Source organism: Thalassospiraceae bacterium LMO-SO8, from assembly GCA_031655335.1.
Taxonomy (GTDB): Bacteria; Pseudomonadota; Alphaproteobacteria; order Rhodospirillales; family Casp-alpha2; genus UBA1479.
Genome location: CP134226.1, coordinates 1,385,601 through 1,406,293 on the forward strand (window position 1 = coordinate 1,385,601; position 20,693 = coordinate 1,406,293).

Annotated in this window: 23 protein-coding genes and 2 tRNA genes; 8 read left to right on the forward strand and 17 right to left on the reverse strand. The window is 67.3% G+C overall.

Annotated elements, in window-relative coordinates; all coding sequences use genetic code 11:
* The first annotated feature begins 289 nt into the window (after positions 1–289).
* Positions 290–1,342 (forward strand): hypothetical protein, encoded by a 1,053-nt coding sequence (locus tag RJ527_06695; protein WND77425.1) that lies wholly within the window; start codon positions 290–292, stop codon positions 1,340–1,342.
* Positions 1,343–1,493: 151 nt separating this feature from the next.
* On the opposite strand, the gene RJ527_06700 is transcribed toward RJ527_06695, so the two are convergent.
* Together RJ527_06700 and RJ527_06705 are read right to left on the reverse strand one after the other, a co-directional pair.
* Positions 1,494–2,237, reverse strand: coding sequence for a c-type cytochrome (locus tag RJ527_06700; protein WND77426.1), 744 nt, complete (start codon positions 2,235–2,237; stop codon positions 1,494–1,496).
* 265 nt (positions 2,238–2,502) lie between these two features.
* Positions 2,503–2,592: transfer RNA gene (locus RJ527_06705), tRNA-Ser, on the reverse strand.
* Between the two features lie 170 nt (positions 2,593–2,762).
* On the opposite strand from RJ527_06705, the gene RJ527_06710 reads away from it, so the two are divergent.
* Positions 2,763–3,305: a hypothetical protein gene (locus RJ527_06710; protein WND77427.1), complete on the forward strand. Its 543-nt coding sequence runs from the start codon at positions 2,763–2,765 to the stop codon at positions 3,303–3,305.
* Here the strand turns inward: RJ527_06710 and RJ527_06715 are convergent.
* Positions 3,302–3,601 carry a hypothetical protein gene (locus tag RJ527_06715; GenBank protein ID WND77428.1) on the reverse strand — a complete coding sequence of 100 codons (300 nt, stop codon included), beginning with the start codon at positions 3,599–3,601 and terminating at the stop codon, positions 3,302–3,304. The genes RJ527_06710 and RJ527_06715 overlap by 4 nt on opposite strands.
* A gap of 20 nt (positions 3,602–3,621) precedes the next feature.
* A complete protein-coding gene (lepA, locus tag RJ527_06720; protein WND77429.1) occupies positions 3,622–5,424 on the reverse strand; it encodes a translation elongation factor 4 in 1,803 nt (600 codons plus the stop codon).
* Positions 5,425–5,536: 112 nt separating this feature from the next.
* Here lepA and RJ527_06725 point away from each other — a divergent pair, with 112 nt between their 5' ends.
* Complete coding sequence (locus RJ527_06725; GenBank protein WND77430.1) at positions 5,537–6,157, forward strand: LysE family translocator; 621 nt, start codon at positions 5,537–5,539, stop codon at positions 6,155–6,157.
* Here RJ527_06725 and RJ527_06730 read toward each other — a convergent pair.
* Complete coding sequence (locus tag RJ527_06730) at positions 6,154–6,558, reverse strand: tautomerase family protein (GenBank protein ID WND77431.1); 405 nt, start codon at positions 6,556–6,558, stop codon at positions 6,154–6,156. The two genes, RJ527_06725 and RJ527_06730, sit on opposite strands and share 4 nt — an antisense overlap.
* Positions 6,559–6,664: 106 nt before the next feature.
* Here RJ527_06730 and RJ527_06735 point away from each other — a divergent pair, with 106 nt between their 5' ends.
* Positions 6,665–7,537 (forward strand): LysR substrate-binding domain-containing protein, encoded by an 873-nt coding sequence (locus RJ527_06735; GenBank protein ID WND77432.1) that lies wholly within the window; start codon positions 6,665–6,667, stop codon positions 7,535–7,537.
* A 24-nt stretch (positions 7,538–7,561) separates the two neighbouring features.
* On the opposite strand, the gene RJ527_06740 is transcribed toward RJ527_06735, so the two are convergent.
* The 5 genes from RJ527_06740 to RJ527_06760 all read right to left on the reverse strand — a co-directional run bounded on the left by RJ527_06740 (position 7,562) and on the right by RJ527_06760 (position 9,981).
* Positions 7,562–7,777 carry a hypothetical protein gene (locus tag RJ527_06740; GenBank protein ID WND77433.1) on the reverse strand — a complete coding sequence of 72 codons (216 nt, stop codon included), beginning with the start codon at positions 7,775–7,777 and terminating at the stop codon, positions 7,562–7,564.
* 173 nt (positions 7,778–7,950) lie between these two features.
* A complete protein-coding gene (locus tag RJ527_06745; protein ID WND77434.1) occupies positions 7,951–8,160 on the reverse strand; it encodes a cold-shock protein in 210 nt (69 codons plus the stop codon).
* A 276-nt stretch (positions 8,161–8,436) separates the two neighbouring features.
* Entirely contained in the window at positions 8,437–9,336 is a 900-nt protein-coding gene (gene folD, locus RJ527_06750; protein WND77435.1) for a bifunctional methylenetetrahydrofolate dehydrogenase/methenyltetrahydrofolate cyclohydrolase FolD, read from the reverse strand.
* A complete protein-coding gene (locus RJ527_06755) occupies positions 9,333–9,701 on the reverse strand; it encodes a DUF167 domain-containing protein (GenBank protein WND77436.1) in 369 nt (122 codons plus the stop codon). Before RJ527_06755 ends, folD begins: the two co-directional genes overlap by 4 nt.
* On the reverse strand, positions 9,682–9,981 hold the full coding sequence (locus RJ527_06760; GenBank protein ID WND77437.1) for a YggT family protein: 300 nt from the start codon (positions 9,979–9,981) through the stop codon (positions 9,682–9,684). Before RJ527_06760 ends, RJ527_06755 begins: the two co-directional genes overlap by 20 nt.
* 199 nt (positions 9,982–10,180) lie before the next feature.
* Between RJ527_06760 and RJ527_06765 the strand changes: the two genes are divergently transcribed.
* Positions 10,181–10,256: transfer RNA gene (locus RJ527_06765), tRNA-Ala, on the forward strand.
* Between the two features lie 196 nt (positions 10,257–10,452).
* Positions 10,453–10,854 carry a response regulator gene (locus RJ527_06770; protein ID WND77438.1) on the forward strand — a complete coding sequence of 134 codons (402 nt, stop codon included), beginning with the start codon at positions 10,453–10,455 and terminating at the stop codon, positions 10,852–10,854.
* 55 nt (positions 10,855–10,909) lie between these two features.
* Here RJ527_06770 and RJ527_06775 read toward each other — a convergent pair whose 3' ends face one another.
* Together RJ527_06775 and RJ527_06780 are read right to left on the reverse strand one after the other, a co-directional pair.
* The gene (locus RJ527_06775) at positions 10,910–11,806 is read right to left on the reverse strand and encodes a mechanosensitive ion channel family protein (GenBank protein ID WND77439.1); all 897 of its coding nucleotides are present in this window, start codon (positions 11,804–11,806) and stop codon (positions 10,910–10,912) included.
* 108 nt (positions 11,807–11,914) lie between these two features.
* Positions 11,915–12,322 (reverse strand): metallopeptidase family protein, encoded by a 408-nt coding sequence (locus tag RJ527_06780; GenBank protein ID WND77440.1) that lies wholly within the window; start codon positions 12,320–12,322, stop codon positions 11,915–11,917.
* 54 nt (positions 12,323–12,376) lie between these two features.
* Between RJ527_06780 and RJ527_06785 the strand changes: the two genes are divergently transcribed.
* A complete protein-coding gene (locus RJ527_06785) occupies positions 12,377–12,667 on the forward strand; it encodes a 4a-hydroxytetrahydrobiopterin dehydratase (protein WND77441.1) in 291 nt (96 codons plus the stop codon).
* 74 nt (positions 12,668–12,741) lie between these two features.
* On the opposite strand, the gene RJ527_06790 is transcribed toward RJ527_06785, so the two are convergent.
* Positions 12,742–13,503, reverse strand: a complete 762-nt coding sequence (locus RJ527_06790; GenBank protein WND77442.1) for an SDR family NAD(P)-dependent oxidoreductase — start codon at positions 13,501–13,503, stop codon at positions 12,742–12,744.
* A gap of 70 nt (positions 13,504–13,573) precedes the next feature.
* On the opposite strand from RJ527_06790, the gene RJ527_06795 reads away from it, so the two are divergent.
* On the forward strand, positions 13,574–13,942 hold the full coding sequence (locus RJ527_06795) for a YkvA family protein (GenBank protein WND77443.1): 369 nt from the start codon (positions 13,574–13,576) through the stop codon (positions 13,940–13,942).
* 12 nt (positions 13,943–13,954) lie between these two features.
* On the opposite strand, the gene RJ527_06800 is transcribed toward RJ527_06795, so the two are convergent.
* Genes RJ527_06800 through cobN form a run of 4 tightly spaced genes read right to left on the reverse strand, consistent with a single transcriptional unit; the run spans position 13,955 to position 20,620 of the window.
* Positions 13,955–15,421, reverse strand: coding sequence for a cobyric acid synthase (locus RJ527_06800; protein ID WND77444.1), 1,467 nt, complete (start codon positions 15,419–15,421; stop codon positions 13,955–13,957).
* A 37-nt stretch (positions 15,422–15,458) separates the two neighbouring features.
* A complete protein-coding gene (locus tag RJ527_06805) occupies positions 15,459–16,148 on the reverse strand; it encodes a lipid-binding SYLF domain-containing protein (GenBank protein WND77445.1) in 690 nt (229 codons plus the stop codon).
* Between the two features lie 19 nt (positions 16,149–16,167).
* Complete coding sequence (cobO, locus tag RJ527_06810; protein WND77446.1) at positions 16,168–16,800, reverse strand: cob(I)yrinic acid a,c-diamide adenosyltransferase; 633 nt, start codon at positions 16,798–16,800, stop codon at positions 16,168–16,170.
* Positions 16,801–16,858: 58 nt separating this feature from the next.
* Positions 16,859–20,620: a cobaltochelatase subunit CobN gene (gene cobN / locus RJ527_06815; GenBank protein WND77447.1), complete on the reverse strand. Its 3,762-nt coding sequence runs from the start codon at positions 20,618–20,620 to the stop codon at positions 16,859–16,861.
* Positions 20,621–20,693 lie beyond the last annotated feature (73 nt).

A 20,693-nucleotide genomic window follows, 5' to 3' on the forward strand; every position in this document is an offset into this window, starting at 1 on the left:
GGGCGGAGGAAATGGAAGGCCGGAACATTAGCAACCCCCGTCCGGGGCCGGAAGGGGGACCGCAACAATTCCGCCGTCCAAATGAAATTTTTCTTTTACCTAATATTCGAGAGACCGTCATGTCGGTCGAATAGATGAGAAGCTCCCGCCATCGTGCAGGCGGCCCCTCCGAAGCCGAAGGGGCGGGAGTGACGACACCAAAACGCCCACGGCCGGGCACGACCGGCCCGCATAGGCCCCCGCCGACGCGGGGGCTCACGCCAACATAAAATATAAGGAGTGCCGATACATGCTACGGAAAGCGCTTTATCTTGCCGTATTCCTGGCCTTTGGGGCCATGGGGACACAGGTTTCCGCCGCCGAAATTTCAAAGTCGCGGGTCGATCGGATTCTCGCCATGACGCCCACGGACATGGCCAAGACCGGCGCCTGGACGCGGGCCGCCTATGACCGCCTCATGGGCTACATCAATTCCATCCAGGACAAGGAACTGCGGGATGTCGTGCTGGACATGTACACCAACCCGGAAACCACCGTGTTCAAGGCCAAGGCGAACGCCGATGCCCTGCGCACGGCCCCGGCCACCGGCGGCCCCGGCCACCATCATTATCCAGGCGGCCTCGCTGTTCATCTGGTCGAGGTGATCGAGATCGCGCTCGGCTGGCTCAACACCTTCGAGCAGGTCCACGGCATCGGCAATTCCGACCGCGACCTGGTGATCGCCCAGCTCGCCCTGCATGACTGGAGCAAGCTCTGGTACAACTGGGACGAAAGCATCGGCAAAGTGAAGAAGCCGGAATGGTTTCCCGGCTCCTGGGGCGGTAAGGACGGCCTCGCGAAATGGGGCTGGATGGGCGAACACGGCGCCGTCGTCTACTCGGAACTGCTGAAACGCAAGGCCCCGCAACGCCTGCTGTTCGGCGCCGCCTCGACCCATTTCGACCCGCAGTGGGATGTCGACCTGACCGCCAAGGACGGCAAGAAGGAAGGCTTCAACGCGGCCATGATCGAGGCCGCGGCCTATGCCGGCACCGCAGCCCCGCAGATGGACATGGACAAGCGCCGGGCCGAGTGGTTCCTCTCGGCCTATTCGGACGGCAGCTGGTCGTTCTCCCACTATGTCGCCGGCAAATCGGCCCATAAGTGGATCCGCCTGGTCGCCAAGGATATCGGCGTCGACCCGGACTCGCCCAAGGCCGCCAAGCTGGCCTGGTTCGTGCTGTCGCGGGTGTCGGATTTCAAGCTGTACAAGATCTACCAGGACGCCGATTTCTCCGTCGATGCGGTGAAACAGGCGATCCACGGGATCCTGGCCGATTCATCGGCCTACGAAGTGATGTAACCCGCCCAGCCGCCGCCCGTATACGCCGGGCGGCGGCACCGGGTGCAGGAGGGTGCGGGGCAGAGACCAGCACCCCCCGGCGCGGGCCGAAAGTGAGGATGCGGTCCGGGCGGGCATGAACGGCGCCACGCCCGGACGGCATTGGGCGGGCCTATTTGGCCGGCAGGGTCTGGGAGTAGGCCAGAATATCGACCTGGTCCTGGACCGACAGGGCGCTCAGGGCGACCATCGGAATGCCGGGCTGGCCGTTGCGGATCTTGTGCAGGGTCTCCCACGGATTGGCCTGGGCCACGGTGCCGATGTATTCGATCTTGGGCGCTTCCTTGAAGTTGATCGCGCGGCCGTCGACGCCGTGGCAGATCGAACAGATCGTCTGGTAGAAGCCGGCCCCACGGCGGATGTCGCCCTTGGCCTTCTTGGTCGCCCGGTCGATGTAGGTGTCCATTTCGATCTGCCCCTTGGTCACGAACAGGGCGAGCTTGCGCGCCGCCGAGTCCGAGATCATCGCCGGCGTATACCCGTGCAGCTTGCCGCGCAGAGTAGCGACCACCTTGTCCGGATCGCCGCCGTCCCAGCTGCGCAGGCCCTTGATGCCGGTGGCGTGGGAGCCCTTGGCGTAGGCGCCGTCCTTGCCCTTGTAATCCCAGCCGTGGCATTCCTTGCAGCGCCAGGTGCTGGCGCCCTTCTGCTTGCCCGCGGGGGGATAGGCGGGATGGGTGCCGGACGGCTTGTCGGCTTCGAGCGCCGACATCCAGTTGTCGTAAATCTGGCCGCCCCTGGAGATGGTGAACAGTTCCGTCTCGGAAATGTCATCGGCGTTGGCAGCCCGCAGAGGCGCTCCTTGGACGATCGCCCAGGTGGCGGCGGCTGCCACGACGGCAGTTACTGCTTTCATCGGAATGTTTCCTTTTACCCGATGCCGCCACCTCTCCGCCCGGTGTTCCATCGCCGGTGCGCGGTCACGGCTGGTTGCGATTGTAGGACGCGGGCCGGGCCGAAACATTGACCTGGGTCATGTCCGCCCTTTCGGCACGGCGACATCGGCTGCGCCAACATCGCCGGGCACTCGGTGTCCATGGGCTCCAAGGCCTGGGCGCCGGCATTGTTCACCCTGGCGTTCTAGCGCCGGGCCGGGCCGCAGGGCCGGATTTAGGGAAATTTGGCGGAGGGAGAGGGATTCGAACCCTCGATAGAGTTTCCCCTATACACGCTTTCCAAGCGTGCGCCTTCAGCCACTCGGCCACCCCTCCGCGCGTTCCGCCACCGGGGCCTTGGCGGCCCCCGGGGAACAGGGGGCGGAAAATAGCGGGCGGCGGGGTGGCATGCAACGGTTAAAGCGGCATCGGCGTCCGTAAACCGCGCACGGCATCGTGTCCCGATAATCATTGCCCGGATTGTGTGCCGGCCCCATAACAAAACCATGATGACCGGCTGGACCATAAAGCGCGTGGCGTTCTACCTGGGCTGGGCCCTGCTGCTGACGGCCTTTGCCGCCGGCGCGGCCGAAGCCCTGGTCAAGGCCGAGCCCGGGCGCGGCCTGCATTTGGTCTCCGCCCACGACATTTGGTACACGGCCTGGCCCGGCAACCTGGTGATCACGCAGATCAGGATCGAACGCCTGTCGCCCGAACTGTGGTCCGCCGTGATCCGCCCCCTGCTCGACCTGCCGGCCTGGCTGTTGACCGGCGCGCCCGGCGGGCTGCTGACCTGGTTCTGCCGGCCGCGGCGGCCCTTGACGGCGGACGAGGCGCGGGATTTGCAAGAGCGCGAGGATTCCCTGTTTCTGTATGACGAGCTGGCCGAGCAGGCCATGCGCGACGGCTACGGCGAGGGCGACGACATGGCGCCGAGCCACGAAACCCAGCATTTCCTGGACGAAGCGGGGCTGACGTATGCGGAATCGGAAGCGGATTTCGACATCGACGTCGACAGCCTGCCGCCGCCGCCGGGGGCCGGCCGCTAGGGCTGACCGGGCGTTCCCGGGCCGCCACGCCGCCTGGCCGCCCAGCGCATCGCCACCACGGACACGATGGGCAGGGCCAGGGCGCCGAAAATCAGGGCGTACCAGACCAGGCCGTTGAGAAGGAATTCCGCCGTCGGGCGGCACAGGCCGAACACTTCGCCGCCGCCCTCAAGGCAGTATTGCGCCTCGTCAGCCTGACGCAGGGTCCAGACCATGAGCGCCGCCGTGACCAGGGCCGCCAGGAACAGACAGCCGGTGAGGAACGAGCGGATCGGGGCCTTGGGATTGGGCAGCATGTCGGATCGCCCCGGCCCGGTTATTCGCCGGTCTTGAGCGCGGCCAGGAAGGCCGACTGCGGGATTTCCACGTTGCCGAACTGGCGCATGCGCTTCTTGCCCTTCTTCTGCTTTTCCAGAAGCTTTTTCTTGCGCGTGATGTCGCCGCCGTAACATTTCGAGGTGACGTCCTTGCGCATGGCGCCGAGCGTCTCGCGGGCGATGACCTTGCCGCCGATGGCCGCCTGGATGGCGATCTTGAACAGCTGGCGCGGGATCAGGTCCTTGAGCTTTTCGCAGATCTGGCGGCCGCGCGCCTCGGCATGGGATTTGTGGACGATGAAGGCCAGCGCGTCCACGGGCTCCAGGTTGACCAGGATCGAGACCTTGGCCAGATCGCCCTCGCGGTAGCCTTCCAGTTCGTAATCGAAGCTGGCGTAGCCGCGGCTGACCGATTTCAGCCGGTCGTAGAAGTCGAACACGATTTCGTTGAGCGGCAGGTGGTAGACGACCAGCGCCCGGTTGCCGACATAGGTCAGGGTTTCCTGTTCGCCGCGGCGGTCCGTGCACAGTTGCAGCACGGCGCCGAGATATTCGTCGGGCACCATGATGCTGGCCTTGATCCAGGGCTCCTCGATGAAATCGATGGCCGACGGGTCCGGCATGTCCACGGGGTTGTGCAGTTCGCGCATCACGCCGTCGGTGCGGTGGACCTTGTAGACCACGCTGGGCGCGGTGGTGATGAGGTCGAGGTCGAACTCGCGCTCCAGCCGTTCCTGGACGATTTCCAGATGCAGCAGGCCGAGAAAGCCGCAGCGGAATCCCAGGCCCAGGGCGGCGGAGGATTCGGCCTCGAAATGGAAGCTGGCGTCGTTCAGGTGCAGCTTTTCCAGGGAATCGCGCAGATCCTCGTAATCGCCGGCATCGGTCGGAAACAGGCCGCAGAACACCACGGGGACCGAGGGCTTGAACCCGGCCAGCGGCTTGGCCGCCGGCTTGCGGTCGTCGGTGATGGTGTCGCCCACGTTGGTGTCGGCGACCCGCTTGATCGCGGCCGTGAAATAGCCGACCTCGCCCGGGCCCAGTTCGTCGACCTTGGTCGGCTTGGGCCGGAGATAGCCGACCTGATCGACCTGATAGGCGGCGTTGTTCGCCATCATGCGGATGCGCTGACCGCGTTTCAGGGTGCCGTCGACGACCCGGACCAGGATCATCACGCCGAGATAGGGGTCGTACCAGCTGTCGACCAGCAGAGCCGTGAGCGGCGCCGCCGGATCGCCCTTGGGCGCCGGCAGGCGGGTGACCACGGCTTCGAGCACGCTGTCGATGCCGATGCCGGTCTTGGCGGAAATTTCCAGGGCGTCCGAGGTGTCGAGGCCGATCACGTCCTCGATCTGCGCCTTGACCCGTTCCGTCTCGGCCGCCGGCAGGTCGATCTTGTTGAGCACGGGAATGATTTCGTGATCGACGTCGAGCGCGAGATAGACGTTGGCGAGCGTCTGCGCCTCGACCCCCTGGGTCGCGTCGACGACCAGGAGCGAGCCCTCGCAGGCGGCCAGCGAGCGCGAGACCTCGTAGGTGAAGTCGACATGGCCCGGCGTGTCGATCAGGTTGAGGACGTATTTTTCCCCGTCCTTGGCCGTGTAGTCCAGGCGCACGGTCTGCGCCTTGATGGTGATGCCGCGCTCGCGCTCGATATCCATGCTGTCGAGCACCTGTTCCGACATCTCGCGGTCGGTCAGCCCGCCCGTCATCTGAATCAGACGGTCGGCCAACGTCGACTTTCCGTGGTCAATGTGGGCGATGATCGCGAAGTTGCGGATATGGCTGAGATCGGTGGTCATGGCGGGCGTCATGTAGCATCGGCGGCGGGCCGTAGCAAAGGGGAATCGCATTTACGGCGCCCCCCGCCTTTGCTAAGCAAATCGGAGACGACTGGACAAGGACCGGCCCACCATGAACTGGACGCTGTTTTCCGCCTTCATCGCCGCCACGGCGGTACTGATCATCATCCCCGGACCCAACGTGATGCTGGTGATTTCCCGGTCCATGCGGTTCGGCGTCAAGGCCGGGCTGATCACCGTCGCCGGCACGGCCTTCGCCCTGGCGCAGCAGTTGGCGATCACGGCGCTGGGCCTGGCCTCGGCCATGGCGGTCCTGTCCGACGGGTTCGAGGTGCTGCGCTGGCTGGGCGTGGCCTATCTGGTCTATCTGGGCGTGCAGGCCTTCCGTGAAAAGCCGGTCCCGCCGGAAGCCGCCGCCGTCACCGCCCCAGGCACCGGGCGCATGTTCTTTCAGGCCGCATTCGTGGCCTGGACCAATCCGAAGCTGCTTGCGTTCTACGCCGCGTTCTTTCCCCAGTTCCTCGACCCCGCCCTGCCCGCGGGCCCGCAGTTGTGGGCGATGTGCGGCGCGTTTCTCGCGATCGCCGTCCTGTTCGACAGCGGCTATGCGGTGATCGGCGGGCGGCTGCTGGGGGCGGTCAAGAGCGAACGCGCCCAGCGCATCCGCAACCGGATCACCGGCGGCATGCTGATCGCCGCCGGCGCCGGTCTGGCCATGGTGCGGCGAACCTAGGGCGCGTCCGCGCGGCGCTTGCGCTCGGCCTGGGTCAGCCCGCCGTAGCCCCAGTCCGTGGCCGGAATTTCATCGATCACCACATAGGCGACCTCGCTTAGACCGGGCAGGACGCGCAGCAGCAAGTCCCGCATGGCGGCGATCATGGCCGCCTTTTCCGCCGCCGTGTTGGTGCCTTGGGTGATCTTGATGTCGGCGTGGGCCGTGACCCCGCCCGAGCCGGCGAGGGCCCGGCCCCCGACCGACCAGCGGGACGCCGGGGCGTCTTCCACCAGCACGGCCGTGACCTCGGCCTTCTTGCCCATGATCTTGGCCATGAGGGCCGTGGTCTCCTGGTGCAGGGTTTGAATGTCGGCGGGGCCGAGGGTTTTTCCCGAGGTCTTGATGGCGATGAAGGGCATGACGGGTCTCCTGTCTGTCGAGGAAGGGGGTGACCCGGGATGTAGCAGGCGATAACATACAATAAAATTTTATTGTTTTAACCATATTGATAAGTATTAATTATGTATGAGTGATCTTGATCCCGATCTGCTGCGCACCTTCGTCGCCATCGCCGACACGGGCCGCTTCGGCGCGGCGGCCGACCGCGTCCACCGCACCCAGGCGGCGGTCAGTCTGCAGGTGCGGCGGCTCGAGGACCGCGCCGGCGCGGCCCTGTTCCGCCGCCGCGGGCGGCTCATGGAACTGACCGAGGCCGGGGAGACCCTGCTGGGCTATGCCCGGCGGATACTGGAGCTGAACGCCGCCGCGTTGGCCGCCGTGCGCCGGGGGCCGATGGCCGGCGAGGTTCGTTTCGGAACCGTACAGGACTTGGCGGAAACCCTTCTGCCGGGCGCGCTGCGGCGGTTTTCCCAGGCCCATCCCGCGGTCAAGGTGACCGTTTCCGTGGCCGGCAGCGCCCAATTACGGGCCGAGGTCACGCGCGGCGCGCAGGACATGGCCTTCGTCACCAGCGGCCCGGGCGACCGGCGGGACGGTCCCCGCATCGAGGCGCCGCTGATATGGATCGCCGGCGACGGCTGGCGCATGCCCGCCGGCCGGCCCCTGCCGCTGGCCGTGATCGACGCACCCTGCCCGTTCCGCAACGCCGCCCTGCAAGCCCTGGACGACGCCGGCCTGCCGTGGGAAATCGCCATGACCAGCCCGTCCCTGCCGGGGGTTCTGGCAGCGGTGCGGGCGGGGCTGGGCATCACCCTGCGCACGGCCCTGTCCCTGGCGCCGGGGCTGTCGCCGCCGGCGGCCCCCTTGCCCGGCCTGGACCCGGACCGGGTCGCCTTCCGCCTGATGGCGGGTGAACCCCTTACGCCGGCGGCGCAGGCGCTGCGCGCCGCCGTCGCCGAAGAGGCGCGGGCCGGCATCCGGTCTCTGCCGATGGGATGATGGAACGGTTTTGGGATCGGGCCGTCAGTTGCGCCGCAGCGGCACCACGTTGGACCCCGGCTTGCGCCGGGCCGTGGCCTGGGCCAGGCCGCTCAGGTAGTCATCGCGCGTGAAGTTGTTGCCGCAGACCATGCAGGTCACGGGCCCGAACGGCGCGCGGTCCGGGTCGAAGCCGCCCGGCATGACGTTTTGCGCCTCGCCGCACTGCGGACAGGACACGGGATAGAGTTCCCTGGCCATGGGCCAAACGCTCCCAGATAATATTAACAATCGGCACGAAAAGCGCAGGGACGGACGCCGCGCGAACGCGGCGCCCGCTTCTGCGATATATCTCCCGCCCGTCGCCGGACAGAGCCCGGAAACGGCCGCCGCCCGGCCGACCAAGAAATTATCGGGGCGGTGTCAGGAGATTTTTATCCGATGGCTTTCAGGTTTGCGGCCGCTTCACGGCCATCACGCCCAGGCACCAGTTCATATTCCAGCTTCTGTCCTTCGGCGAGTGTTTCCATCCCCGAATCACGAACAGCGGAAATATGCACGAAAGCGTCCTTACCGCCCTCATCGGGCGTAACGAAGCCAAATCCCTTGGTTACATTGAACCACTTCACGGTTCCAGTAGGCATCTTTGATCAACTTCCTTTGTCGAGTGGAGTAACAGACCCCCAGGATCTTCGCCTTTTTGGGGCCGTGCCATGTTCCATGGCCGGCGCGCCCAGGTCCGGTTCGGCCCAACGAAAGATACCCCCCTTCGCCGCCCGAAATCCGGGACTCCCCAAGCGATGCCGTGATTATCATCATACGGTAATGAATGAAACGCAACCGAAACCCGCAGATGCCGTAGGGGCAACCTGTGCCGGGATTTCATATCGTGGAAACGGCGTGGGGCGCCGGGACCGGGCCTAAAGCGCCGGCGCGTCCAGCCCCGCCTGGCGGCAGGCGGCGACCACGGTGTTGCGCAGCAGGCAGCAGATGGTCATCGGCCCGACGCCGCCCGGCACCGGCGTGATGGCACCGGCCACCTTGACCGCCGCGTCGAAGTCGACGTCGCCGACGATGCGCGTCTTGCCGGGGCCTTTTTCCGGTGCGTCGATGCGGTTGATGCCGACATCGATCACCGTTGCCCCCGGCTTGACCCAGTCGCCCGGCACCATGCGCGGACGGCCAACGGCGGCGACCAGAATGTCGGCTTCCCGGCAGCGCGCGGCCAGGTCCTGGGTCCGCGAATGGGCGACCGTCACCGTGCAGCTTTCGCCGATCAGAAGCGCCGCCATGGGCTTGCCGACGATGTTGGAACGGCCGAGCACCACGGCCCGCTTGCCCGTCATGTCACCCAAGGTTTCCTTGAGCATCAACAGGCAGCCGTAGGGCGTGCAGGGCACCAGGGCGCGCGGATCGCCGGACCACAGGCGGCCGACGTTGACGGGGTGGAACCCGTCGACGTCCTTGGCCGGGTCGATGGCGGCGATCACCGCGCCCGCGTCGATATGATCCGGCAGGGGCAGCTGCACCAGGATGCCGTGGACGGCGGGATCGGTGTTGAGCGCATGGATGAGAGCGAGCAGCTCGGCCTCCGGCGTCGCCGCCGGCAGGCGGTGTTCGATGGACCCCATCCCGGCCGCGACGGTCTGCTTGCCCTTGGCGCCGACATAGACCTGGCTGGCCGGGTCGTCGCCGACCAGCACCACGGCGAGCGCCGGCACGATCCCCGGACCGTCCTTCAGGCGCCGGACTTCGGCCGTGACCTTTTCGCGCAAACGGTCCGCATGGGCTTTGCCGTCGATGATCGCAGCAATGGTCATTGTGTCTTCAGTCCTTTGCTTTCGCACCAGTCGGTAAGCCGGCGCATTAAGGTTGTCCCCTCGCCCCGGATCAAGAGCGTCTTGGTCCGGGACGCCGCGCCCTGGAGAACTTCCAGGTCGGATTTCGCGAGCCCCCATTCCTTGGCCAAAAGCTTGATCACGGCGGCGTTGGCCTTGCCCTTGTCGGCCGGGGCCGTGACCGAAACCTTGAGAACCTGTCCGCCCTCCGCATCGGCGGCAAGGCCGGTGAGCCGGTTGGCCGCCGCCTTGGGCGTGACCTTGAGCCCCACGCGCACGCCCTCCGCCGCCGCCCGGAACGGCAGGGCCGCCGCGGGCCGGGAAGCGTCAGACGATCTTGTGGGCAAGACGGATCAGGAATTCCTTGAGGAACACGAGCCCCAGGATCAGCACCACCGGCGAAATGTCCAGGCCGCCCAGATTGGGCAGAAAGCCGCGAATCCGCCCGAGCAGGGGTTCCGTCGCCCGGTAGCAGAAATCACCGACCATGTAGACGAACTTGTTCGATGTGTTGACCACGTTGAAGGCGACCAGCCAGCTCAGGATCACGCCGATGATGACGACCCAGGTGTAGAGGTTGAGGGCGATCAGAAGGATCGAAATGACGGGGCCGGTGATGACGTCCATGTTGGTCTCCGAATGTGCGGGCCGAGGCCGCACAAACGTAGGGGCAAGGGCTCGCCGCCGCAAGGTTTTAGGCTGAAACCGCGGCTTGACAGTGCGGATCGGCGGAAGCATTATCCGGCCTCCCAAAACGACCGCCGGTCCGGTTTCGACCGCGCACGGGCGGTTGACCCGGGATCCCCGTCAGGCCGGGAATCTTCAAGGGGCTGTAGCTCAGTTGGGAGAGCGCGTCGTTCGCAATGACGAGGTCAGGGGTTCGATTCCCCTCAGCTCCACCACCCTTCGCCCCGCGGGCTTCGGGTGGCAAGCCACCCGGAACCGCCCCTTGGCCGAAGGCGCGCCGGCGCCACGCGCGGCATCCCAGACTTTCGGCCTAATTGAGGCTGTTTCGCAAATGCAATACCATCCCGCCCCATAAATGGCTTGGCTGCCGCGTGCGGGGGAATGGAGCGCGCGGCGGAATTGGAGAAAAAAATGCCGAGTGTGCTGGTTGTCGATGACAATGAGCTGGCGCGCAACTTGATCGCCATGCCGTTGACGGAAGTCGGTTTCCACGTGGAAACCGCGTCGGGCGGCTTTGAAGCCCTTGAGAAATTCAAGGCCGGGCACCATCAGATGGTGATCACCGACATCCTGATGGCCGACGGCGAAGGCATCGGCCTGATCCGCTCGCTGCTGGAAGACAGCCCCGACCTGCCGATCGTCGCCGTATCGGCCGACCCGCGCACCAGCGAAGGCTCGTCCCTCGCCATGGCCACCAAGATGGGCGCCAGAAAGACCCTGTCCAAGCCGTTTTCCGCGCTCGATCTTCTCGCCGTGGTCGGCACCCTGCTGGCGGGCGAGGACGAACCGGCCCCGCGGCCGCAGCCGGTCTGACGCCTTTCTCTATCTGCTTGGCCCTATCCGCCTGGCCCTAGCTTCCTGGCGGGCGTCAGGCGTCTTCCCGTCGGCCTTCGGGCATGCCGTCGCCCGACAGGCTGTCGCCCAAGACCGCCGGCTGCACGCCCGACAGCAGCGCCACCCCGGCCCCGCGCAGGGCCTCCAGAATCGCCCGGTTGACCGCATAGCGCAGTTCGTAATAGCGGCTGGACGGCACCCAGAACCGCACGCCCAGAACCAGCCCGCCGAAGGTGAAATCGTGCAACCCGACCTGGGGCTGCGCGCCGCCGGCATCTTCCTCGGCCGGGGGCAGGGCATCGATGACGGCCTTCCGCACAGCCTGGGCCGCGCGCTCCAGATCGGCGTCGGCGGCCAGCGCGATCTTGGTCTGGACCACGCGCCGCGTTTCCGAATTGACGATGACCCGGCCGACGATGTCCTTGTTCGGGATGGTGATGCGCTCCCCGTCCTCGCCGAGCAGGCGGGTATGGGCCATCTTGACCTCATCGACCACGCCCGAGGTGTCGCCGACCGTGATGGTGTTCCCGACCACGAAGGGCCGGGCCAGGATGATCGACAGCCCGGCGCCGTAGTTCGACAAGGGCCCCTGCAACGCCATGGTGGCGCCGAAGGCCGACGCCCCGGCGAGCGCAATCAGGGGCGCGATGGAAATGCCGAAATTGCCCAGCGTGATGATGGCGAGGATGGTCAGGATCAAAATCTTGACCGCGTTGCCGATGAAGCGGGACAGGGTGACGTCGATGCCCTTGGCCTCGCAGACCGCCTGGATTCGCCGTGACATCCAGCCGCCGGCCTTGAGCCCGACGATCAGGAACAGCAGCGCCCCCAGAATCTGGAAACCGTAGGTCACGCCGAATTGGATCAACACGTCGACCCATTTGGCGACCTGCTCGACGTTCTGTTCCAAGGTCTTTTCGACGTCGTTCATGGATGCCCCCTTAACAATGTTGCCCCGGCCCCGGTCGAGGCCCCGATTAAGGCAGGAAAAAAGCATACCCGAATTCGTCCGGGCGGGAAGCCGAAACGGCGGCGGCACTCAGCCCTCGCCGGCGGCGTCGGCCTGGGCCTCCAGGGCCTCCATGTCGGCGTCGGAAAAGCCGAAGTGGTGGCCGATCTCGTGGATCAGGACATGGCGGATCAGGTGTGTCAGGTCCTCGCCCGTCTCGCACCAGTAATCCAGAATCGGCCGACGGTAGAGGAACACCATGTCAGGCGTCCCCCCGGGGTCGCTCACGCTCTTGTCCGTCAGGGCGATGCCGCGGTAGAGGCCCAAGAGGTCGAAGGGGCTGTCCAGATTCATCTCGCGCTCGGTCTCTTCGTCGGGGAAGTCCTCGATGCGGATGATGACGTCGGCGGCGAGGCGGCGCAGATGGTCGGGGATCAGGGCCAGGGCGTCCTCGGCCATGTCCTCGAAATCGGCAAGATTGGGTGCGGTCAGGGTCATGCGCTAAGCTAGCGCCAATCGCCGACGAGTGAAACGCCAACAGGGAGAGCCGAGATGACCGAAAAACTGACCGGAGACACGCGTGCAAAGGCGATCGCCCAGCTGGACGGCTGGGTCGAGGTGCCGGGCCGCGACGCCATCGTCAAGACCTTCACCTTCAAGGATTTCAACGCCGCCTTCGGCTTCATGAGCCGCGCCGCCCTGAAGGCCGAGAAGATGGATCACCATCCCGAATGGTACAACATCTACAACCGGGTCGAGGTCACCCTGGCGACCCACGACGCCGGCGGCGTGACGCAGAAGGACATCGACCTCGCCGCCTTCATGGACAAGGTGGCCGGCTGACAACGCTGATCGGCTTTTTTTTAATTTCGCGCAAATCGTCGTCGCGGACCTGACCGGCCCGCTCGGGATTTGCGTCAAATCGGCTGCATGCGGAGCGCGCCGTCGAGGCGGATGACCTCGCCGTTGAGCATGGCGTTGGCGCAGATCGCCAGCACCAGGTCGGCGTATTCCGCCGGGTCGCCCAGGCGCGGCGGGAACGGCACGTTGGCGGCGAGGCTCGCCTGCACCTCGTCCGACAGGCCCGCCACCATGGGCGTCTTGAACACGCCGGGGGCGATGGTCATGACGCGGATGCCCGATTTGGCGAACTCGCGCGCCGCCGGCAGGGTCAGGGCCGCGACGCCGCCCTTGGACGCCGCATAGGCGGCCTGGCCGATCTGGCCCTCGAAGGCGGCGACGGAGGCCGTGTTGACGATGACGCCCCGTTCGCCCGTCGCCAGGGGGTCGAGCCCCTGCATGCCGTGGGCGGCCAGACGCATCAGGTTGAAGGTGCCGATCAGGTTGATCTGGATGGTGCGGGCGAACACGTCCAAGGCCTGCGGCCCGTCGCGCCCGACGATGCGCTTGGGCGGCGCGATGCCGGCGCAGCTGACGGCGATGCGGGCCGGGCCGTGGACATCGGCGGCGGCGGCGACGACGGCTTCCAGCGAGGCCGCGTCCGCGACGTCGGCCTGGAACGCCTTTCCGCCGATGGCGCTTGCAACTTCCTCGGCGCCGGCCAAATTAAGATCAAGGCAGGCGACCTTCGCCCCCTTGGCCGCCAAGGCGCGGGCCGTGGCCGCACCCAGGCCCGAGGCCGCGCCCGTGACCAGGGCCGCGTGACCGGAAATGTCCATGGAAGTCCTCCGTCGTTGGAAGCCGGATGGCAGGGATCGACTTCTAGCAAAGCAGGAAGAGGCCGACAACGTGCGACGCAAACCGGAAGACCGAGACGACGGCGACGCGGACCTGGTGGAACGGGACCTGGGCGGCAAGGTGCGCCGGACCATCGGCAAGGTGCCGTTCACCCGCGACGCCGTGGCGGCGTTCTACGCGGCCCGCGACCCGGCGACGCCGACGGGCGTGAAGGTCGCCGTGATGAGCGCGCTCGCCTATTTCATCGTGCCCGTCGACGTGGTGCCCGATTTCATCGCCGCCCTGGGATATACGGACGACGCCACCGTGTTCTACGGCGCCTGGCGGCTGCTTGCCCCCTATCTGAAGCCGCATCACGAAACCAAGGCGCGGCAGTTTCTGTTGCAGGAAACGGACGGCGACGCCCCGCCCGAGGATTAGGCGCCCAAGGGTTTAAGTAAAGGCTGCCGCCAGGGCCTCCATGTCGAGATGGGTTTCCAGGTGAGCCGCCAACGCATCCAGGGTTTCCTCGACCCGGGCCGCGTGAGATGCCGCCGCGTAATCGCCCGCCCGCAGGGCCGAAAGAAACGCACGGCGAAAGCCGTCCGCCGCGAACAGCCCGTGGACGTAAGCCCCCATCACCCGACCGTCGGCGGAAACCGCCCCGTCCGTGCCGTCCGCCAGCGTCAACCAAGGCCGGGCCAGACCGGGCCCCGTCGTGTCGCCCATGTGCATCTCGTAGCCGGTGATGGCCTGATCGAAAACCGTATCGCGGCCCGTCGCCGGACACAGGGTCTTGGCCCGGCCGATCACCGTCTCCACGTCCAGCAGCCCCAGCCCCGGCACGGCCGCCGCCGCGCCCTCGATGCCGTCCGGGTCGGCGACGGTTCGCCCCAGCATCTGATAACCGCCGCATAATCCCACGACGACACCACCCCGGCGATGGTGGGCCAGGATGTCGATGTCCCAGCCTTCGGCGCGCAAGGCGGCAAGATCCGACAGCGTCGCCTTGGAGCCCGGAATCAGGATCACGTCGGCGTCGGCGGGGATGACCGCCCCCGCCTCGACGATCACGACCGCGACCCCGTCCTCGGCATTCAAGGGGTCCAGGTCGTCGAAATTGGCGATGCGCGGCAGGCGCGGCACGGCGATGCGGACGCGGTCCGCTGCGGGTCCTTTTTGGGTGGCGCCCGCGTCCAGCGCGACCGCGTCCTCCGCCGGCAGCAGCCGGGCCGCCGCGAAATGAGGCACGACGCCGAAGCAGGTCATGCCGGTGCGGTCCTTGATGATCTGGATCGCATCGTCGAACAACGTCACGTCGCCGCGGAACTTGTTGATGACGTAGCCGCGCACGCAGGCGCGCTCCTCCTCGGTCATCAATTCCCAGGTGCCGACCAGGCTGGCGATCACGCCGCCCCGGTCGATGTCGGCGACCAGCACCACGGGCACCCGGGCGGCCAGCGCGAAGCCCATGTTGGCGATGTCGCCGGCCCGCAGGTTGACCTCGGCCGGGCTGCCCGCCCCCTCGACGATGACCAGGTCAGCGCCGTCCCGCACGACGGCGAAGCTTTCCAGCACGGCGGCCAGCAGTTCGGGCTTGAGCGCGTGATAGTCCCGCGCCTTGGCGTTGCCCTTGACCTTTCCTTGCACGACGACCTGGGCGCCGATGTCCGTCTGCGGCTTCAGCAGCACCGGGTTCATATGGACCGACAGCGGCTGGCGCGCGGCCATCGCCTGCAACGCCTGGGCGCGGCCGATCTCGCCGCCGTCGCCGCCGTTCAACGAAGGAACCACGGCGGCGTTGTTGGACATGTTCTGCGGCTTGAAGGGATGCACGCGCAGGCCCCGGTTGGCGAACAGCCGGCACAAACCCGCGACGATCAGCGACTTGCCCACGTCCGAGCCCGTGCCCTGAACCATCAGGGCCCTGGCCGGCCCGATTGGACCGGCGGCGGGGTTATTTATGAGCGGCAAGAGCCTGGATCAGAGGATCGGCGGCGGGGTTGGACTGCCGTCCCGCGAGGATGCTGTCCGGCGTGGCGCCGGCACCATAGAAGGCTTCGTTCAGGTCGCGTCGGCGGATGAACACGGCCCCTTCCAGGGAGAACCCGGCGTACAGCCCCGACTTGGAATTGGCGAAGGCGATGATGTCGGCCCCCGCGTTGGTCGTCATCGCCCCCTCGATCCCGGCCCCGTAGACGGCCATGGTGATGCCGCTGTCGGCGCCGATCGAGCCCTGGTTTTCCAGCACGGCCTTCAGCGCCCCGTCGGAACGGATGGCCAGCACGACCTCGGTCTGCTGAATGCCCGCCTGCAAGCCGAAGCTGGCGACGCCGAGGGACAGGAACACCGGGGCGGACCAGGACCCGTCGGGGGCGCGCGCCAAAAGCACGCCGTTGCCGCCCTCGCCGCCGGCGATGAACCCGGCCTTGACCAGATCGGGGAACACCACCACGGCGCGCGCCGTCGGGATATGTTTGGCCGCCTCGGCCAACTGCGGAACCGTGGTGAAGCGTTCGACCGTCGCCGTCGCCGCCGCGACGATGTGGCGCGCCGCCACCGGCGGCTCCGATTCCAGGCGGGTGCAGCCGGCCAGCACCATGAGGGCCAGGGCCAGGGCCGTCAGTCCGCGAATACCTGTGGTCATCGTCTTGTCCCCCGCCCGTTCAAAATTCGATCCCCGCCTGGGCCTTCACGCCCGCGCGGAACGGATGCTTGATCATCTCCATCTCCGTGACCAGATCGGCGGCCTCGATCAGCGCCTCCTTGGCGTTGCGCCCGGTGACCACGACATGCAGGTCGCGGGGTTTGTTCTTCAGCGTCTCGACCACCTCGTCCAGCGGCAGGTTGTCGTAGCGCAGCACGATGTTCAGTTCGTCCAGGATGACCATCTTGTAGCTGGGATCGGCCATCAGTTCCTTGGCCGCGTCCCAGGCCTGGCGCGCGGCGGCCAGGTCGCGCTGACGGTCCTGGGTTTCCCAGGAAAAGCCCTCGCCCATGGCCTTGATGGTGACCTGATCGGGGAACTTGGCCAGCACGTCGCGCTCGCCCGTTTCCCACACGCCCTTGACGAACTGAACGATGGCGACGCGCATGCCGTGACCGACGCAGCGCATGGCCATGCCCATGGCGGCGGTCGACTTGCCCTTGCCCTTGCCCGTATGGACGATGAGCAGGCCGCGTTCCTCGGTCTTGGTCGCCAGAATCTTGTCCCGCGCCGCCTTCTTCTTGCGCATCTTCTCGGCGTGGCGGGCGTCGAGCTCCGCCTCGGTCATCGAATCCTTGGGTTTTCCGTCCATCGGGGAATGCCTCATCTGTCGGCTGATCGTAACTTATCCCGGCTTCCGGCACCCGCCGTCAACCGTCACGGGCCAGACGCTCCAGAAGCGGGCGCGTCGAGTTGAGCCGCGGGCTCCACAACCCCCGGTCCTGGGCCTCCAGGAACCGGGCCGCCATGTCCTTCAGCGCCGCCGGATTGTGCTCGGCCAGAAAGTCCAGAACCTCGGCATCTTCCAGATAAGCCTGGAATACGGCATCGAAATGGTGGTCGGCGACGCAGCGCGCCGTGGCGGCGAAGGCGAACAGATAATCGACCGTGGCCGCCATCTCGAACGCGCCCTTGTAGCCGTGGCGCATGACGCCCCTGATCCATTTCGGATTGGCGGCCCGGGCGCGCACCACGCGGGAAATTTCTTCGTCCAGCGTGCGCACACGGGGGCTTTCCGGGCGCGCATGGTCGCCGAAATAGATGGCGGGCTGCGCCCCTTTCAGGCTGCGCACGGCGGCGGTCAACCCGCCCTGGAACTGGTAATAGTCGTCGGAATCCAAAAGGTCGTGCTCGCGGTTGTCCTGGTTCTGCACCACCGCGTCGGTCGCGCGCAGCCGCGCCTCGAACAGACCGTGGGCGGCCTTGCCTTCCGCGCCCGCGCCGTAGGCATAGCCGCCCCAGGCGACATAGGCCTTGGCGAGATCATCCTCCGTCTCCCAGCCCTTTTCGTCGATCAGGGCCTGCAGCCCGGCCCCGTAGGCCCCCGGCATGGAGCCGAACACCCGATGGGTCGCCAGGCGCAGCGCGTCGTCGCCGCCCAATGCCGCTGTGTCCGCTTTCACCCGGGCGGCTAGCGGGTTGTCGGCTTCGCCTTCGTCCAGGGCCGCCACGGCGCGCACGGCGGAATCGAACAGGTCGATCAGGCCCGGAAAGGCGTCGCGGAAAAAGCCCGAGATGCGCAGGGTGACGTCGACGCGCGGGCGGCCCAGGACGGTGACGGGCAGAACCTCGAACCCCGTGACGCGGCGGGACGGGCCGTCCCATTGCGGCTTCACGCCCAAGAGCGCCAATGCCTGGGCGATGTCGTCGCCGCCCGTGCGCATGTTGGACGTCCCCCAGGCGGAGATCGCGATGGATTTCGGCCAGTCGCCGTGGTCCTGGGCGTGACGTTCGACCAAAAGGGACGCGGCCTTCCAGCCCAGTTGCCAGGCGGCGGGGGTCGGCACCGTGCGGGTGTCGACGGAATAGAAGTTGCGCCCCGTGGGCAGCACGTCGGGACGCCCGCGCGTCGGCGCGCCGGAGGGCCCCGGCGGCACGAAGCGGCCGTCCAGGCCCGCCAGCACGCCCCGGATTTCGGCGTCGCCCGAAGCCTGAACGGCCGGGCGCAGGTGATCGCGGATGAAATCGAGCACGGGCGGGGCGGCGGTCCAGGCCGGATCGGCCACGGCGTCGCCCGCGACCAGGGACGCCGCCAAAATCTCCAGCCGTTCCACCGCATCCCCCGCCGTGCGCCAGGGGCCCTCGGCATTGTCCAGAACGGCGGGACGCGCCCCCGTCCAGGGCGCCGCCATGTCGCAGTCCAGGGGATCGAACGCCCGGCCCAGGTCCAGGTCCGCCGCCAGCGCCCGCAGCAGGGACGCGTCCTCGGGCGCGGCGCCCCGCGGCACGCGGGCGAGCGCCACCAGCAGGTCCGTGAGCAGGCGGCCCGTCGGCGAAACGCCCAGGATGTGCAGGCCGTCGCGGATCTGCATCTCCTTCAGCTCGCACAAATAATTGTCGAGCTTGGCCAACTGGTCGCCGGACGCGTCGTCCGCCGTCATGCCGCAGTCGGCGCCGATGCCGGTGGCGGCGCACAAGGAGAGAATGTCCTTTTCCAGCACCTTGAGGCGCCGGCGGTCGACCCCGGCGGCCTCGTAATATTCATCGACCAGCGCCTCCAGATCCTTGAGCGGCCCGTAGCTTTCGGCGCGGGTCAAGGGCGGGGTCAGGTGGTCGACGACGACGGCCGCCGCCCGGCGCTTGGCCTGGGTGCCCTCGCCGGGATCGTTGACGATGAAGGGATAGATGTTGGGCAGGGGGCCCAGGGCGGCTTCCGGGAAGCAGTCCTGCGACAGGGCGAGCGACTTGCCCGGCAGCCATTCCAGATTGCCGTGCTTGCCCATGTGCACCACGGCGTCGGCGCGGAAGGCTTCCCGCATCCAGGCGTGGAAGGCGAAGTAGCTGTGCGGCGGCACTAGGTCCGGGTCGTGGTAGCTTGATTTGGGATCAATGTTGTAGCCGCGCGCCGGCTGCAAGCAGACCGCCACGTTGCCGCAGCGAAAGGCCGCGACGGCGAAATGGCCGCAGTCGAGAGCCCCCGGGCGGAAGAAGGGATCGGTTTCCGCCGGACCCCAGCGGTCCGTGACCGCGTCCTGCACGGCGCGGGGCAGGCCGCCGAAGAACATCTGGTATTCGTTGAAGGGCAGGGTTTCGTCCCAGGCGCGGGACGCCAGCGCCCGTAGGTCGTTGGTCGGCCCGGCCAAAAGCCGTTGCACCAGGGCGTCGCCATCGGCGGGCAGATCGCGCAGCGCGTAGCCCGCCGCCGCCATCTCGCCCAGCACCTTGACCGTCGCCGCCGGGGTGTCCAGCCCGACGCCGTTGCCGATGCGCCCGTCCCGGTTGGGATAATTGGCGAGCACCAGGGCGACGCGGCGGTCTTCCCGCGCTTTCCCTGCAAGCCGCGCCCAACCAGCCGCCAGGTCGGCCACGAAATCGACCCGGTCGGGCACGGGCTCGTAGCGCACGATGTCCGTCTCGGTCGCGGCGTCGCGCCGGGCCCGGCCCTTGAACGACACGGCGCGGGTGAAGAGGCGCCCGTCCACTTCCGGCAGGGCCACGTTCATGGCAATGTCGCGGGGGCCGAGGCCGAAGGTGCCCGATTGCCAGCTTTCCAGGTTGCCGCCGGAGAACACCGCCTGCAACACGGGCGCCCCCGGTTTGTCCAGCGGACCCGGCGCGCGCCCGCCGCCGAGCTTGTCCGTGCCCGGCGCGGTCACCGCGAAACCCGTGGTGTTCAGGACCACGGCGGGCGGCGCATCGGCGAAAAAGCCTTCCAACGTCGCCGCCGAAACCGGGTCCTTCAGGCTTTTCACGTAGACCGGCAGCGCGTTGAGCCCGGCCCGGCCGAGGGAGGCGATCACCGCATCGACGGCGTCCAGATTCCCCGCCTGCATCAACGCGCGATAGAACACCAGCGCCGCCACGGGCGCATCGTCCCGCCAAAAGGCGCGCAGCGCGTCCAGATCGGGCGCGGCGGCACCCGGCCAGTAGAGCCCGCAGGCGAGCAAAGGTTCCGGCTCCAGCCAATCATCGCCGCCGCCGATCAGCGACGCGGCGTAATCCAGAAACCGGCCCGCGTTGGCCGGCCCGCCCTGGACCAGATATTGCCACAGGCGATGCTGAGCCTCGCGCGGCAGGGTCGACCAGTCGGCCAGTTCCGCGTCGGGCGCGTCGTCGCCGGGCAGAATCGCCAGCGGAATGCCCTGTGCCATAGCCGCCTGGGCGATCTGTTCCACCCCGTAGGGCCAATAGGCCCGCCCGCCCAGAAGCCGCACCAAGATCAGCCGCGCGTGGCGGACCACAGCGTCGACGTAAAGATCGACGCTCATGTTATGGGACAGGTGCATGACGTTGGCGAGGCGCAGGGACGGCGCCGCCGCGTCGTCCGCCAGCCGCCGTGTCTGGGCGTCGGCCAAGGCCGCCAGTTCCGTGTCGGCGGCGGACAGCACGACGATGTCGCCCGGCGTCTGACCCAGGTCGAGGGCTTCCGTTCCGTCGTCGACGAGGCCAGGTTGGGCGGCGAGAAGATGCAAGGCGGGCTCCGCTGGTCAGAAAGGGGCGGACATTTATATAGGAGGAGGCGGGCGGGAACCTAACCCCCGAGCG

Bases quoted from the DNA above. Each gene is read 5' to 3' on its own strand.
- RJ527_06695 (WND77425.1), top strand. From the start codon at position 290: ATGCTACGGAAAGCGCTTTATCTTGCCGTATTCCTGGCCTTTGGGGCC.
- RJ527_06700 (WND77426.1), bottom strand. From the start codon at position 2,237: ATGAAAGCAGTAACTGCCGTCGTGGCAGCCGCCGCCACCTGGGCGATC.
- RJ527_06710 (WND77427.1), top strand. From the start codon at position 2,763: ATGATGACCGGCTGGACCATAAAGCGCGTGGCGTTCTACCTGGGCTGG.
- RJ527_06715 (WND77428.1), bottom strand. From the start codon at position 3,601: ATGCTGCCCAATCCCAAGGCCCCGATCCGCTCGTTCCTCACCGGCTGT.
- lepA (WND77429.1), bottom strand. From the start codon at position 5,424: ATGACCACCGATCTCAGCCATATCCGCAACTTCGCGATCATCGCCCAC.
- RJ527_06725 (WND77430.1), top strand. From the start codon at position 5,537: ATGAACTGGACGCTGTTTTCCGCCTTCATCGCCGCCACGGCGGTACTG.
- RJ527_06730 (WND77431.1), bottom strand. From the start codon at position 6,558: ATGCCCTTCATCGCCATCAAGACCTCGGGAAAAACCCTCGGCCCCGCC.
- RJ527_06735 (WND77432.1), top strand. From the start codon at position 6,665: ATGAGTGATCTTGATCCCGATCTGCTGCGCACCTTCGTCGCCATCGCC.
- RJ527_06740 (WND77433.1), bottom strand. From the start codon at position 7,777: ATGGCCAGGGAACTCTATCCCGTGTCCTGTCCGCAGTGCGGCGAGGCG.
- RJ527_06745 (WND77434.1), bottom strand. From the start codon at position 8,160: ATGCCTACTGGAACCGTGAAGTGGTTCAATGTAACCAAGGGATTTGGC.
- folD (WND77435.1), bottom strand. From the start codon at position 9,336: ATGACCATTGCTGCGATCATCGACGGCAAAGCCCATGCGGACCGTTTG.
- RJ527_06760 (WND77437.1), bottom strand. From the start codon at position 9,981: ATGGACGTCATCACCGGCCCCGTCATTTCGATCCTTCTGATCGCCCTC.
- RJ527_06770 (WND77438.1), top strand. From the start codon at position 10,453: ATGCCGAGTGTGCTGGTTGTCGATGACAATGAGCTGGCGCGCAACTTG.
- RJ527_06775 (WND77439.1), bottom strand. From the start codon at position 11,806: ATGAACGACGTCGAAAAGACCTTGGAACAGAACGTCGAGCAGGTCGCC.
- RJ527_06780 (WND77440.1), bottom strand. From the start codon at position 12,322: ATGACCCTGACCGCACCCAATCTTGCCGATTTCGAGGACATGGCCGAG.
- RJ527_06785 (WND77441.1), top strand. From the start codon at position 12,377: ATGACCGAAAAACTGACCGGAGACACGCGTGCAAAGGCGATCGCCCAG.
- RJ527_06790 (WND77442.1), bottom strand. From the start codon at position 13,503: ATGGACATTTCCGGTCACGCGGCCCTGGTCACGGGCGCGGCCTCGGGC.
- RJ527_06800 (WND77444.1), bottom strand. From the start codon at position 15,421: ATGGTTCAGGGCACGGGCTCGGACGTGGGCAAGTCGCTGATCGTCGCG.
- RJ527_06805 (WND77445.1), bottom strand. From the start codon at position 16,148: ATGACCACAGGTATTCGCGGACTGACGGCCCTGGCCCTGGCCCTCATG.
- cobO (WND77446.1), bottom strand. From the start codon at position 16,800: ATGGACGGAAAACCCAAGGATTCGATGACCGAGGCGGAGCTCGACGCC.